Below are 13445 nucleotides of genomic sequence, written 5' to 3'. Positions count from 1 at the left end.
GAAGGGCCGTGTCCGGATCGCTCCGTGTTCATACGATCAACGGAACATGATGAGCGAGGGCTTGGGGGCACGGCGGTGCGGGTCGAGGATCTGTTGGGCATGCCCGAGCTGCGACTGGCCCTGCTGGCGGGTACGGAGGGGCTCGCGCGCGAGGTGCTTCGGGTGTGCGCGGCCGATCCGGTCGACCCCGGCGGGGGCCTGAGCGGCGGCGAACTCGTGGTGCTGCACACGGACGGGTACGGCGCCGACCACGGGGACCTCGCACGGGCGCTCACCGCGGCCGGCGCCGCGGCGGTCGTGGTCGTGCCCGAGGCCCGCGACGGGCTCGACCCCGCTCCCGACGAGGTGCCGTACCCGCTGGTCGGGGCCTGCGCGCAAGCCGGCCTCCCGCTGCTCCTGGCGCCGCGCGCGACCTCGGCGGTGCGGATCGCCGAGGTGGTCGCACACCGGGTCGCGATCGAACACGGGCCGGCCGCGGGACGGTTGCCCGGTCGGCAGCGGCGGCTGATCACGGCGCTGGCCGAGGGCGCGGACACACACGACCTGCTCGACCTGCTCGCCCGCGAACTCGGCGCGGCCTGCCGGGTGCTGACCCCTGCGGGGCGGGTGCTCGCCGGCGCGCCCTCGGGTGGGCCGGAGCCGGCGCGGGGCGCGGCCGATCCGGTCGCGATCGCCCGCGGTGCGCTCGCGGCGGAGCGACTGCCCGCGGTGATCGACGGCGAGACGGTGTTCGCGCTCGGCCGGGGGCCGGCGTTCGCGGGATACCTCGTGTGTGCCGGTGACCGCACCGACGACGACGCCCTGGCCCAGGCCGCCGACCTGCTGCTGCTCGGTGGCGCACGGCGGGCGGAGCGGCTCGCCGTGGAGCGCGCGCATGCCTGGGAACTCGTCGACCTGGTCGAGTCGGATGCGGCCCCGGACGCGGTCCGGGCCCGGTTGGGCGCGGCCGGCATCGGGCCGGACGCGGCGCCGATCGTGTGCTGTGCGGCGGGCGACGGCGCGGACCCGGCGACCGGGCGGCTCGTGGTGGACCTGATCGAGCGGGTGCTCGCGGCGGATCCCGCGGCGCGCTGGGTGGTGGCCTGCGGCAAGGCCGAGTCGGTCGTGTTCTGCTCGGCCGGGACCGGGGCCGGCGCGGCGGCCCGGATCGCCGCGGCGATCGAGCACGCGGCGCACTGGTGGGAGCCGCTGCTGGGCGCCGAGCGGGTGGCGATCGGGATTGCCGGGATGTCACCCACGTGGGCGACGGCCCTGGCCGAGGCCAGGGGCGCGCGGGACCTCGCGTGGGCGCGCCCCGGCCGGCTCACGGTGGCCGCGGGGCCGGAGATCGACGCCTATCCGGCGCTTCTGGCGGCCGTACCCGCACCGGTCCGCAGCGCGTTCGCCGATCGGGTCCTGGGCGGCCTGCGTGCGTACGACGCCGAACACGGCACCGACCTGATCGGCACCCTCGCCGCCTTCCTGGCCGCGAACGGGGCCTGGCAGCGCTGCGCCGCGATGCTGGGCGTACACGTCAGCGCGTTGCATCAACGGATGGGCCGGGTCCGCGATCTGACCGGCCGGGACCTGTTCTCCGCCCGGGATCGGGTGGATCTGCTGTTGGCACTGGAGACCGACCACGCCGGTTGAGAGCCGGCCGGACGGTCGGAAAGGGCCGGGCGGGGACCCGGGTGACGCCGGCCGGACCGGGTGAGCGCCGGGGCGACGGTGTGGCGGTGCGGCGGAGAGCGCCGAACGGGCCCGCGCCGCGGTCCCGTTCGGCCGGGTGCGGGCCCGCGCGGGGCACCGTGGGGCCTACTTGGCGCCGCTGTCCTGGAGGTCGGCGAGCGACGCGGCCCAGCGAAAGTACTTGTTGCGGCCCAGGTCGCCGATCGTGGTGATCTTCAGCGACGCGAGGTGCTCGGCATGCGCGTCGGTGATCCCGGCCAGCCCGGCGACGGGCGCGGCGAGGACTTCGCTCAAGGTCTTGTTCTCGTAGGCCTTGTCGAGCAGCTTGTCGAGGTCGGCGGTCACGGGCATGGGGGCTCCCTGTGGGATCGAGGCGGCTGGTGTCCGCGTTCGGCTCCCATGTTCCGCCGGAATTGTCATCGATTCCGACATTTGCCGCGTTGCGCGTGTCGTTCGGGTCGCGGCGCGTCGATGGGCGACCGCCCGATGTCGGCGCCGACGCTCCAGCGGCGCGAGCACGGCCAGGATCAGGATCGCGCACAACAGCGGCACCGGTACCGGATGCGGCAACGGCCAGATACCGCCGGACATTTCGCGTGCGGCCCACATGGCTGCTCCTCTCCGGTGCGCGGGGTGCGGGCCCGGCCGACGGTGGACCGGACCGACGACCCAAGCCGCCCCCGCATCCGCTTTCGGCTGCAACCTCGAACGCCGGGGCCGGCGTGACGACCAAGCCCGGTTCGAGCCCGCGCGGCCGCACGCCCACCGAGCCCGGCGCGCGTTCGCGGCCGGGCTTGTCGACGTGCGGCGCAAGATCCACGGCACCATCATGGCGCCCAAATGACGTCATGGCAAGGCTCCACAGTGGCGTTGCATGACATCAAATGGCGCCATCGAGTGACGGCGCGCGACGTCCGGTCAGCCGACCGGCCCCGCCCACGTCGTCGTGTAGGCAATCAGCGTGGGGGCGATCATCGGCGGCGCCTGGTTCGCCCGGTAGGGCATCTCGAGGACGCGGTCGGGCGCGGGAGCCACGACGGGTACGGGTCTGTCGTAGTCCGACCACGTGACGGACAGCGTGCTCCGAACCGACTGCGAGATGGTCACCCGATCGGGAAGCGACCTCCCCATCGCCGGAATGTACAGGCGCGTCCTGATGCCCCCGCCTGCCTGTTCGAACACGATCGCGTCCGGGCTCCCCGACCCCGGACCGGCGTGCCGGGTGGCAGTGGTCAGCCCTTCGAGGAAGGTTTGCGGGTTGTAGTACTCCGCATCGTTCAAAAGGTTGGCGCGCAGCGGATCGTCGCGCAGGAGGTGCGCGTACTTGTCGGTGAGTCCGGCGATCGTCTCCTCGTCGCGCGGGTTGCGATTTTCGAGCGCGGACCGCCAGAAGAGCGGGGGCGCCTTGACGTAGACGTCCGGACCGACGGCGACCACGTCGACGGCCACTTCGGACGTCTCCAGGCGCGCGGTGAAGTTCCGGGTCCCGATATCGAACCGCACATCCTTGCGGATGCCGACGTGGCCGTCCCTGGCGACGTCGACCACGGCGTGTACGGAGCGGACTCGATTCACGGCCGCCGCGATCCGCACGCGCAGCTTCGTGTCGCTCATGGTCGCGTTGCTCGTGCTCTCCGAACGCGTCGCGTCGACGACGTCGGTCGCCGCCGAGCAGCCCGTCGTACACAGCAGGAAGACCGCCGCCCACACCGGGATCCACCGCAGCGGCGTCAGGCGGCCGGCCGGATCCGGTCGAACGCCGCATAGGCGGGCGTGCACCGTCGAGGCGTCACCGGGCGAGGTGTCCGCGCTCTCGGCGAGCCCACTCGCCGGCGGATCGGGTGCCTCGATGTATTCGGTGAGCGGCTCCACTTCCGATACCGAGGTCGCCGTCTCGGAGCGCGCCGACGCCATTCGTACTCGTTTCGACACAGCACTTCCCCGCAGTCGGGCCCGGTCCCGCCGACCATGACTCGCTCCATGATCGCGGGACCGGGACCGGGAGTTCAGCGGGGGGCCGACGTGCCGTTCGCGGTCGGGGCGGTCACGTTGTGGTTGCCGCTGAACAGGTTGGTCGGGTCGTGGGCCGCCTTGAGCTCGGCCAGGCGTGCGCGGGTGCCGGGGTCGTACATCGCGGCGACCTGATCCGGGGTGGGCGCGACGCCGTCGCCGTAGACGAAGTTGAGGTTGCGGCCGACGGACAATGGCTTCAACACGGCCTGCACCTCGGCCTGGAGGGCACGGGCGACCTCGAGATCCGCGCCGTCGATCATCGCCACGACCCGGACGATGTAGCGGGCGTCGCGATGGCCGATCGCGTTGGGCACCGCCGGCTGCCGGGAAAGCGCGCCGCCGAGGTGGCGCACCTCGTGCACGACCATCATCGGCGCATCGGGACCGGCGATGCGGTACACCGCGCGCATTGCCTCCGGATCCAGGTCGCGGACCAGGACGTTGTCGCCGAGGTAGGCATGCGGATGGGCCGGGTCGTTGTGGATGGTGTGCGAGTCGGCGTAGGCGAGGTCGCTCAGGTCGTCGACCAGACGCGGTCCGACCGCGCGCAGCGGAGCGACCAGCTTTTCCCCGTCGGCGACTTCGCCGGTGTAGACGATCTTGACGGTCGCGGTGTGCCGGCCGCGCAGCGGCGGCGGGACCTGCTCGATGTCGGGCAGGCCGATGAACGAGATCGACGAGGTGACCTGCTCCGGCACCGTCTCGGTCCAGGCGAGCCAGGCCGCCGTGGCCGCCTCGACGTGATCGGTGTCGAAGATCAGCGAACCGCCGTACACCCGGGCCACCGGGAACAGGTCGAACTCGATCGAGGTGACGATCCCGAAGTTGTCCCGGCCGCCGCGCAGCGCCCAGAACAGGTCGGCGTCGCTCTCGGCGGTGACGTGCCGCAGGGTCGCGTCGGCGGTGACCACCTCGATCGCCCGGACATGGTCGGCGGCATAGCCGAACTCGCGGGCCATCAGGCCGAGCCCGCCGCCCAGGGTGTACGCGACGACACCGACGTGCGGGGCCGAGCCGTTGAGCGGGGCCAGGCCGTGCGGGGCACTCTCGGCCACCACCCGCTCCCAACGGGCACCCGCCTCGGCCCACGCGGTCCGGGCCCCGGGGTCGACCCGGACCCCGGCCATCCGGCGGGTGGAGATCAGTACGCCGCCCGGGGCCGCGCTCGCCGGCGCGTGCCCGGTGGCCTGGACCGCCACCGGCAGCCCCTGGGCGCGGGCGAACTCGACCGCGAGCCGCACGTCCTCGGCGTCGGCCGCACCCACGATCACGTCCGGCCGCTGTCGGAACGCGGTCTGGAATCCGGACCGCTCCTCGTCGTACCCGGCGTCCCCCGGCACGAGCACGACACCCCGTACCCGCGCGGTCAGCGCAACGATCGCGGCGTACGATCCCGAGCCGCCGTCCTCGTGCCCGGCAGCGTTGTTCGCGGTCATCGGTGACTCCCTTCCTCGGCGGGCGCCAGGTGCGCGCCCGGTGTTCCGTGGGACCCACTCTCGCGCGATAACTTGACAACCACCGTCAAGTTTTCCCAGGCGATCCGCGGTGTGCTTCGGCCGACGCCCGGAACCCGATCCGCATCACTCGCGTGGCCGCCCGCCGGACACGCCCTCAGGCGACTCGGTGCGCCTCGTGCGCGTCGATGCGGTCCGCCCCGGTCGTCGGCAAGTCGCGGTGGCGGGCCACCGGCGAGAAGAGCAGGATCAGGGCGGCCGAGGGGATGGCCGCCGCCATCACCCACATGGTGGGGCGCACGCCGATCGTGGAGCCCAGGCTGCCGGCCAGCACCGCGCCCAGCGGGATGGTGCCGTAATTGACGAATTGCATGCTCGCGGTCATCCGGCCCAGCAACCGCGGCGGGCAGTAGCGCTGTTGGAAGCCCGCCTTGATCACATTGCCCGCCACGACCCCGGCCACCATGGCGAAGTTGCCCACCACGAACAGCACGAGTCGGCTGCCCTCGCCGGTCAGCGGCACGAGCAGGACGAGCACCGGCAGACCCAGCTCGAACACGATGGTGGCCCGCGCGGTGCCGATCCGCGCCGCGACCCGGCGCCCGACGAACGCCCCCGCGACACCCCCGAGCGAACCGATCGCGATCAGGCCGCCGACCGCGCCGGGACTGACCCCCACCGTCCGGACCAGGAACACCACCTGGATCGATTGCAGCCCGATCAGGCCGAGGTTGGACGCGCCGCCGAACAGCGCGAACGTGCGCAACCAGCGGTCGTGGGCGACCAGCCGCAACCCCTCGCCGATCTCGCGGACCAGCGAGCGCTCCGCCCTCGGGTTGCTCGCCTCCGCGGAGGGAGCTTCGCGGTGGCGGATGCCCAGCAGACATGTGAACGAGGTCAAGAACGTGCCCGCGTTGACGAACATGCCGTTGACCGCGCCCGCGAGCTGCGCGATCAGGCCGCCCGCGCCGACCCCCGCGATCTGCGCGGCGGACGCGCTGCCGTGCAACTTGCTGTTGCCCTCGGCCTGGTCGGCGGGCTCGACCAGGCTCGGCAGGTAGGCGGTGTAGGCGGTCTGGAAGAAGACCGCGGACACCCCGGTCGCGAGTGTGACCGCCAACAGCAGGCCGACGGTGAGGAAGCCCGCGAAGTGCGCGAGCGGTACCGACAGAAAGAGCGCGCAGGACGTCGCGGCGGCGCCGAGCATGATCGGGCGGCGTGCTATTCGGTCCACCCACACGCCCACCGGCAGCCCGATCAGCAACCACGGCAGCCAAGCCGCCGCGCCGAGCAGGCCGACCTGGAAGGTGTTCGCGTCCAGCGTGGAGACCGCGATCAGCGGCATCGAGACGCTGGTGACCGAGGCACCGAACTTGCCCGTGGTCTCGCCGAACCACAGCAGGCGGAAGTCGCGGTGACGGCGCAGCAGTCCGCTCATGTCGGTTCCTGGGATCGACGCGGAAGGGCCTGGTACTGGAGCACGACGGTGATCGCGCCGGGCTGCTCGGGTGCTTGCGTGTACTCGCTCACGAGCGCGATCACCCGCTCGTTGAGCTCGGCCATCTGATCGGCCGTCAGGCGCGCGCCGCTCCAGTCCGAGACGGCCCGGGCCCGCACCCATTCCGGGCCCATCTCGTGGGCGTCGGCGTAGGTGGCCACCATGCGCTCGGCCTGCTGCCGCAGGGCCTCGTCCTCGTACACCGCCAGCGCGCCGCTCGTGGTCGGGTCGTCGCGAAAGTCGCTGGTGTTCAGTTGGCGCGGGTTGTAGACGGCCCGCCACCAGCGCTCGCGCTTGGTGCCGCGGTCCGGGTCGTCCTCGATGAAGCCGTGTTCGGCCAGGGTGCGCAGGTGCCAACTGACCGTGCCGGTGCTCTCGCCGAGCCGCGCGGCGAGCCGGGTGGCGGTCGCGGGACCGTCCAGCTTGAGGAGTTCGACGATGCGCATGCGCAGCGGGTGGGCAAGGCCGCGCAGGCTGCGCGCGTCCATCCGCGGGAGTGGATTGGGCATGCCTCGACTCTAATATGCAGAGACTTCTCTGCAAAGGACTCTTGGCAGAGAAGTCTCTGCAAAGGGTCCTTGGTCGAGCCGGCTCGGCGTGAGCCGCTGGATGGGTGGTGTCGGATGGGGAGATCTCCGCACGGAAGCCGCGGCGAGACCTCCGGGCCGGGCCGCGCGACCTCAGCGCGGGTCGTCCAGGGCCATCGGCGCGGGCGAGGCGGATTCCCCGGGTGCCGCGCTCATGCCCGGCACGGCGGGTGCGCTGGGGCTGATCGGCACCGGAACCGGGGTCGGGCGCGGGCCGTCCGAATCGTGGGTGAGGTGCAGGATCAGGGTGGTCAGGAGACCGATCACGATCACGGCCACTCCGACGAGCGCCTGGATGGTCTCGCGGTGCGGGGAGCGTCGTTTCTCGGACATAGCGCCACGTTAGGCATGTTCGGGGTGGGCCGGCAGTCAAAGTGCACGACTTTCGACGGAGGTGTCGGCGCACGGCGGGTCGATAGCGTCGAAATCATGCGCACCACCCCCTCCGGCTGGGCCGCCGACCTGGCCCTGTGGACCCTGCTCGGCATCGGCATGCTGACCGTCAACCCGCCTCGGTCGGTGTCCTTCGTGCACGGCGCGACGCTTGCGATCTGCCTGGTCGGGGCGGCCGTGCTGGGTCGGGTGTACCCGCTCGCGGCGCTCGCGCTGACCGTGTTCCTCGCGCAGACCGACGCGCGCTGCTACGCCGCCGTCGCGTTGGCGGCCTTCCTGAGCGGGCGGCGCTCGGCGGACGGGCCGGGGCTGCCGGTGCGGGCGGCCGCGGTGCTCGGGCCGGCCGTGCTCGGCGCCTGGTCCGCGCATTCGACCGTGGCCGAACTCGCGGTACTGCCCGCCGAGTTGCTGGGCCTTGCGGCGATGCCCTGGCTGATCGGGCGATACCGCCACCAATGGGTCGCGCTGCATCGTCGTGGCTGGGAGCAGGCCGCCCGGCTGCAGCGCGAGCGGGATCTGGTCGAGGAGCGGACCCGGCTGCGCGAACGGGCCCGGATCGCCCAGGACATGCACGACTCGCTCGGCCACGACCTGAGCCTGCTCGCGCTGCGGGCGGCCGCGTTCGAGCTGGACGCGACGCTCACCGAGGCGCAGCGCGACCGGGCCGCCGACCTGCGGATGGGCGCGGGCGCCGCCACCGAGCGGCTGCACGAGATCATCGGCGTACTGCGCGAGAGTGACGAACCGGCTCCCGTGGAGCCGGTCCACGAGGACCTCGACACGCTGGTGGCGCGCTGCCGCGCCTCCGGGATGGTGATCCGCCACACGGTCGCATCGACGGTCGGGTCGACGACCGATCCGAACGCCGAGCCGGTCGCCCTGCCGCCGATGGTCGACCTCGCGCTGCACCGGATCGTGCGCGAGTCGCTGACCAACGCGGCCAAGCACGCCCCGGGGGCGGTGGTGCGGATCACGGTCGCGCACACCGCCAACCGAACCACCGTCGAGATCGCCAACGGCCCCGCCCCGCGCCCCGCCGACGTCGCGTCGGCCGGAAGCGGTCACGGCCTGGTCGGGATGCGCGAGCGGGCCCGACTCCTGGGCGGCACGCTCACCGCGGCCCCGGAGGCGGACGGCTTCCGGGTGCTGGCCCACCTCCCGCACCACGCGGCACCCGCCCGCCCGGACACCGACGTCAACCACCTGGAACAGGGCCGCCGGATCCGTCGCCGGTTCGTGCGGGCGCTGCTTTGGACCGGAGCCGGGGTACTGCTCGCCGGCTCCGCGTACGCGCTGACCACCCAGGGGGAGGCGGTGGCCCCCGACGACTTCCACCGCATGCGGATCGGCCAGACCCGTGCCGAACTGGCCGCCGTGTTGCCGGACGACCAGGCCGAGCGCCGCCCCGAGCACGAACCGCCGATCCCCGCGGGCGCCGCTTGCGAGTACTACACGAACGGCGACATCCTGCCCGACCGCCTGTTCCGACTGTGCTTCGCCGGCGGCGTGCTGGTGGCCAAGGACGACATCCCCCTGGAAACCCGACCCGAGCGGGACGCCGGCCGCTGAGCGACTCGGCCCGTCTTTACCCGACGAACCCGTACATGTCACCACCCGAGGAGCCACGGCCTTGAACACCGCCGACCCCACTGCGCACCCGCACATCGTTGCCGGCACCGACCCCGCCGGCGGCGCCGGCACCGCCATTCGTGTCCTGATCGCCGAGGACGAGCAGCTGATTCGCACCGGCGTGCGGCTCGTGCTGACCACCGACCCCGGGATCGAGGTGGTGGCCGAGGCCGCCGACGGACGCGAGGCGGTCGAGCAGGCCCGGCGATTTCGTCCGGACGTGGTGCTGATGGACATCCGGATGCCCAACCTGGACGGCCTGGCCGCGACCGCGGAACTGCGCCGGGTGGTACCGGACTCGGCGGTGGTGATCCTGACCACGTTCGGTGAGGACGAGTACATCGTGACGGCGTTGGACAGCGGCGCCACCGGCTTCCTGCTCAAGTCCGGCGACCCGCGCGAGTTGATCGCCGGCGTCCGGGCGGCGGCCGAGGGCGGCGCGTACCTGTCCCCGAAGGTGGCCAAGCGGGTGATCAGCGGGATCGCTCCGGGCCGGCCCGCGCGCGAGGCGGACGCCGGTGCGCGGGTGGCGGTGCTGACCGCGCGTGAGCGGGACGTGCTGGCCCTGGTCGGCGCCGGCCTGGCCAACGCGGAGATCGCCCGCCGGCTGCACCTGGTCGAGGGCACGGTCAAGACGCACGTGAGCGCGATCCTGGCCCGGCTGGGCGTCCGCAACCGGGTCCAGGCGGCCATCGTGGCCTACGAGGCGGGCATGGTCGAGTGAGCCGCGATCGCCGATCGGCGCCGCAGCCGCGCCACCGGGCCGGATGCGCCGGCCGACCCGGCCCCGGACCAGGACCCGGCTCCGGCTCCGGCTTCGGCTCCGGTGAGTGCCACCAGCACTCCCCACCTGCGGGTTTCGGCGAGAGGATAACGTTGCGGGCGCGCTGTCCGGCGCATGGCCGAGGTCGGTTCCGGACAGTGGTCCCCTTTTGTGCTCCGCCCCTGCTCGTGAGGAAATTCGTGGACAAGCCCGTACTACTCACCGTCGACGACGATCCGGCCGTGTCCCGTGCGGTGGCCCGCGACCTGCGGCGACAGTACGGCGACCGGCACCGCATCGTGCGCGCCGAATCCGGCGCACAGGCCCTGGAGGCGCTGGGCGAGCTGCACGAGCGGGGCGAGCAGGTCGCGGTGCTGATCGCCGACCAGCGCATGCCGCAGATGGACGGGGTCGCCTTCCTGGAACAGGCCGCGCACCTGTACCCGCGCGCGAAACGGGTGCTGCTGACCGCCTACGCGGACACCGGCGCGGCGATCCGGGCGATCAACGACGTGGACATCGACCACTACCTGCTCAAGCCGTGGGACCCACCGGAGGAACGGCTGTACCCGGTTCTGGACTCGCTGATCACCGCGTGGGAGACCGCGCCGGTGCCGGACGAGAGCTGGGCCACGGTGATCGGCGCACGGTTCTCCGCGCCGTCCTTCGAGTTGCGCGACTTCCTCGCCAACAACGGTGTGCCGTATCGCTGGTACGACGTCACCCAGGCCGAGGCGCGCCGGCTGATGCGCGAGAGCGGCACCACCGAGGCCGACGTGCCGGTGGTGATCGCACCGGACTCGACCGTGCTGCGGGCCCCGACCAAGGGTGAACTGGCCGAGTACGTCGGCCTGTCCGTGACCGCCTCCGGCGACCTGTACGACGTGGTGATCGTCGGCGGCGGCCCGGCCGGCCTGGGCGCCGCGGTGTACGCGGCCAGCGAGGGACTGCGCACGCTGCTGGTGGAGCGCCAGGCCACCGGTGGCCAGGCCGGGCAGAGTTCGCGGATCGAGAACTACCTCGGCTTCCCGGACGGCATCTCCGGCTCGCAGTTCATCGGTCGGGCCCGTCGCCAGGCGCTCAAGTTCGGTGCCGAGATAGTCAGTACGCGCGATGTGACCGGGCTGCACGTGGACGGCGAAGTGCGCACCATCTCGTGCGACGGCGACATCGTCGCCCGGGGCCACGCGGTCGTGCTGGCCACCGGCGTGTCCTACCGCACCCTGGAGGCCCCGGGCCTGGCCGAGCTCACCGACCGCGGCGTGTACTACGGCGCGGCGCTGACCACCGGCCCGGACACCCGCGACCAGGACGTCTACATCGTCGGCGCGGCCAACTCGGCCGGTCAGGCCGCGGTGTTCTTCGCCCGCTACGCCCGCCGGGTGATCATCCTGGTGCGCGGCGCGGGTCTGGAGGCATCCATGTCGCACTATCTGATCGAGCAGTTGGCCCAGATTCCCAACGTCGAGGTGCGCGTGCGCACCGAGATCACGCACGCCCACGGCACCGGCCGGCTGCGCGAACTCACCCTGCGCAACCGCGACTCCGGCAAGGAGGAGACGGTCCCCGCGTCCTGGCTGTTCGTCTTCATCGGCGCCAGCCCGCGCACCGCGTGGCTGGACGGCAGCGGCGTGCGCCGCGACCGGGACGGCTACATCCTCACCGGCAGCGAACTCCTCGACGACTGCGACGGCGAACTCGACGGCTGGAGCCGGCCGCCGTTCGTCCAGGAGACCGCCGTGCCGGGCGTGTTCGCCGCCGGCGACTCGCGCGCGGCCTCGGTTAAGCGGGTCGCCTCGGCGGTCGGTGAAGGCGCGATGACGGTGATGCTGGTGCACCGTTACCTGGACACCCTGGACACCCGGGTCCCGGCGACGGAGGGCTCGCGATGAGTGTGTGCGACGTGTTGCCGCCCGAGGAACTGCGCACGCTCTTCCTGTTCGAGAAACTCGCCGACGAACACCTGGACTGGCTGTGCGCGCACGGCAAGGTCAAGGAGTTCCCGGCGAACACCACGCTCTACCACGAGGGCGACCCCGGCGAGTGCTTCTTCGTGCTGCTCTCCGGCGAGGTCACGATGAACCGCATGGTGCGCGGCGGCGAGTTGGAGGTGCACCGCTCGTCGATGCGCGGTGCCTACGTCGGCGCCGCGCTCGCCCTGGACGGCAACGGCGACGACGCGACACCGGCCGTGCACGCGTACGGCAACACCGCCCGCACGCACGTCGACTCGACCTTCTTCGTGCTGCCCGCGGCCGAGTTGGCGCAGGCCTTCACCGAGTGGTTCCCGATGGCCGCGCACCTGGTCGCGGGCATGTTCCTGGGCGCGCGCCGCAACGGCTCGGCGGTCGGCCAACGCGAGCGCATGGTGGCCCTGGGCACCCTCACCGCCGGGCTCACCCACGAACTGGGCAACCCCGCAGCGGCAGCCGAGCGGGCCGCCGCGAACCTGCGTACCCGGCTGGGCGAACTGCGCTCGGCCCGTGCCGAGTTGGCCCGCGCCGGGGCGACCGCCGAGGCGCTGGCGGCGCTGGACCGGCTCCAGGCCGAGGTACTGGCCCACCGCGGCGCCGAGGCACCCCGGCTGCGGCCGTTGGAGTTCGCCGATCGCACCGACGAAGTCGCCGAGATCTTCGAGGACTTGGGCGTTGCGGATGCGTACGAAACGGCTCCGTCGTTCGTGAACGTGGGTCTGTACGAGGACTGGGCCCGGGACGCGGGCGCCGCGCTCGGCTCGGCCGCGCGCCCCGGACTGACCTGGCTCGCCGCCAACCTGGAGGGCGAGGCACTGCTCGACGAGGTCGCCGACGCGCTCGGCCGGATCACCGAACTGCTCTCCGCCGCCGGGCAGTACACCCAGATGGACCGGGCCCCCTACCAGGAGACCGACCTGCGCAAGGGTCTGGACAGCACGGTTGCCATGCTGGCCGGCCCGTTGCGCGACATCCGGATCGAGCGCGAGTACGCCGATGACCTGCCGAAGATCCAGGCCTATCCGGCCGAGCTCAACCAGGTGTGGACCAACCTGATCGACAACGCCGCCGACGCGATGGGCGGCAAGGGCACGCTGACCCTTAGGGCGCGCGCGGACGCGGCGTCGGTGGTGGTCGAGGTCGAGGACGACGGCCCCGGCATCCCGCCCGACATCCAGGACCGGATCTTCGAGCCGTTCTTCACCACGAAGGCGCTCGGCGAGGGCACCGGACTGGGTCTGGACATCTCGTACCGGATCATCGTCGAACGGCACGACGGCACGGTCACCGTCGACTCCGAACCCGGCCGCACCACGTTTCGGATCACTCTGCCGAGATAGCGCGGGGCACGCGTTCACGCCGCGCCGTCCCGGGTCGGACCGCCGCCGTCGGCCGCGCGACGGTCCGACCGGTCCGGGACGGCGCGGGGCCGTTTCTCGACCTGCCGGTACGTGCTCGGCCGCGCCC

The 13445-nt window shown here is 72.6% G+C and carries 11 protein-coding genes; 5 read left to right on the top strand and 6 right to left on the bottom strand.

Features of this window, described 5'->3' with window-relative positions:
- The first annotated feature begins 99 nt into the window (after positions 1-99).
- Complete coding sequence (locus ACZOOI_RS01810; protein WP_465279064.1) at positions 100-1629, top strand: PucR family transcriptional regulator; 1530 nt, start codon at positions 100-102, stop codon at positions 1627-1629.
- A gap of 165 nt (positions 1630-1794) precedes the next feature.
- Here the strand turns inward: ACZOOI_RS01810 and ACZOOI_RS01805 are convergent, their stop codons facing one another.
- From ACZOOI_RS01805 to ACZOOI_RS01780, 6 genes are all read right to left on the bottom strand, one after another.
- Positions 1795-2019, bottom strand: a complete 225-nt coding sequence (locus ACZOOI_RS01805) for a hypothetical protein (RefSeq protein ID WP_078974137.1) — start codon at positions 2017-2019, stop codon at positions 1795-1797.
- Between the two features lie 567 nt (positions 2020-2586).
- Positions 2587-3582, bottom strand: a complete 996-nt coding sequence (locus ACZOOI_RS01800) for a hypothetical protein (protein WP_465279063.1) — start codon at positions 3580-3582, stop codon at positions 2587-2589.
- Between the two features lie 92 nt (positions 3583-3674).
- Positions 3675-5117 (bottom strand): FAD-binding oxidoreductase, encoded by a 1443-nt coding sequence (locus ACZOOI_RS01795; protein WP_465279062.1) that lies wholly within the window; start codon positions 5115-5117, stop codon positions 3675-3677.
- A gap of 175 nt (positions 5118-5292) precedes the next feature.
- Complete coding sequence (locus ACZOOI_RS01790) at positions 5293-6573, bottom strand: MFS transporter (RefSeq protein WP_465279061.1); 1281 nt, start codon at positions 6571-6573, stop codon at positions 5293-5295.
- Positions 6570-7142 carry an ArsR/SmtB family transcription factor gene (locus tag ACZOOI_RS01785; RefSeq protein ID WP_465279060.1) on the bottom strand — a complete coding sequence of 191 codons (573 nt, stop codon included), beginning with the start codon at positions 7140-7142 and terminating at the stop codon, positions 6570-6572. Before ACZOOI_RS01785 ends, ACZOOI_RS01790 begins: the two co-directional genes overlap by 4 nt.
- A gap of 171 nt (positions 7143-7313) precedes the next feature.
- Positions 7314-7553, bottom strand: a complete 240-nt coding sequence (locus ACZOOI_RS01780; protein WP_465279059.1) for a hypothetical protein — start codon at positions 7551-7553, stop codon at positions 7314-7316.
- Positions 7554-7649: 96 nt separating this feature from the next.
- On the opposite strand from ACZOOI_RS01780, the gene ACZOOI_RS01775 reads away from it, so the two are divergent.
- The 4 genes from ACZOOI_RS01775 to ACZOOI_RS01760 all read left to right on the top strand — a co-directional run bounded on the left by ACZOOI_RS01775 (position 7650) and on the right by ACZOOI_RS01760 (position 13318).
- A complete protein-coding gene (locus tag ACZOOI_RS01775; RefSeq protein ID WP_465279058.1) occupies positions 7650-9182 on the top strand; it encodes a sensor histidine kinase in 1533 nt (510 codons plus the stop codon).
- Between the two features lie 94 nt (positions 9183-9276).
- On the top strand, positions 9277-9966 hold the full coding sequence (locus ACZOOI_RS01770) for a response regulator (RefSeq protein WP_465281331.1): 690 nt from the start codon (positions 9277-9279) through the stop codon (positions 9964-9966).
- Between the two features lie 239 nt (positions 9967-10205).
- Positions 10206-11897: an FAD-dependent oxidoreductase gene (locus tag ACZOOI_RS01765; protein ID WP_465279057.1), complete on the top strand. Its 1692-nt coding sequence runs from the start codon at positions 10206-10208 to the stop codon at positions 11895-11897.
- On the top strand, positions 11894-13318 hold the full coding sequence (locus ACZOOI_RS01760) for an ATP-binding protein (RefSeq protein ID WP_465279056.1): 1425 nt from the start codon (positions 11894-11896) through the stop codon (positions 13316-13318). Before ACZOOI_RS01765 ends, ACZOOI_RS01760 begins: the two co-directional genes overlap by 4 nt.
- Positions 13319-13445 lie beyond the last annotated feature (127 nt).

It is taken from the genome of Embleya sp. L77 (assembly GCF_055557415.1).
Note: the sequence above shows the minus strand (reverse complement) of the source record. Positions and strands in the feature narration are given on the sequence as shown.

Coding starts and splice junctions, on each gene's coding strand:
- ACZOOI_RS01760 (WP_465279056.1), top strand. CDS start 11,894: ATGAGTGTGTGCGACGTGTTGCCGCCCGAGGAACTGCGCACGCTCTTC.
- ACZOOI_RS01785 (WP_465279060.1), bottom strand. CDS start 7,142: ATGCCCAATCCACTCCCGCGGATGGACGCGCGCAGCCTGCGCGGCCTT.
- ACZOOI_RS01805 (WP_078974137.1), bottom strand. CDS start 2,019: ATGCCCGTGACCGCCGACCTCGACAAGCTGCTCGACAAGGCCTACGAG.
- ACZOOI_RS01780 (WP_465279059.1), bottom strand. CDS start 7,553: ATGTCCGAGAAACGACGCTCCCCGCACCGCGAGACCATCCAGGCGCTC.
- ACZOOI_RS01800 (WP_465279063.1), bottom strand. CDS start 3,582: ATGGCGTCGGCGCGCTCCGAGACGGCGACCTCGGTATCGGAAGTGGAG.
- ACZOOI_RS01810 (WP_465279064.1), top strand. CDS start 100: ATGCCCGAGCTGCGACTGGCCCTGCTGGCGGGTACGGAGGGGCTCGCG.
- ACZOOI_RS01790 (WP_465279061.1), bottom strand. CDS start 6,573: ATGAGCGGACTGCTGCGCCGTCACCGCGACTTCCGCCTGCTGTGGTTC.
- ACZOOI_RS01795 (WP_465279062.1), bottom strand. CDS start 5,117: ATGACCGCGAACAACGCTGCCGGGCACGAGGACGGCGGCTCGGGATCG.
- ACZOOI_RS01775 (WP_465279058.1), top strand. CDS start 7,650: ATGCGCACCACCCCCTCCGGCTGGGCCGCCGACCTGGCCCTGTGGACC.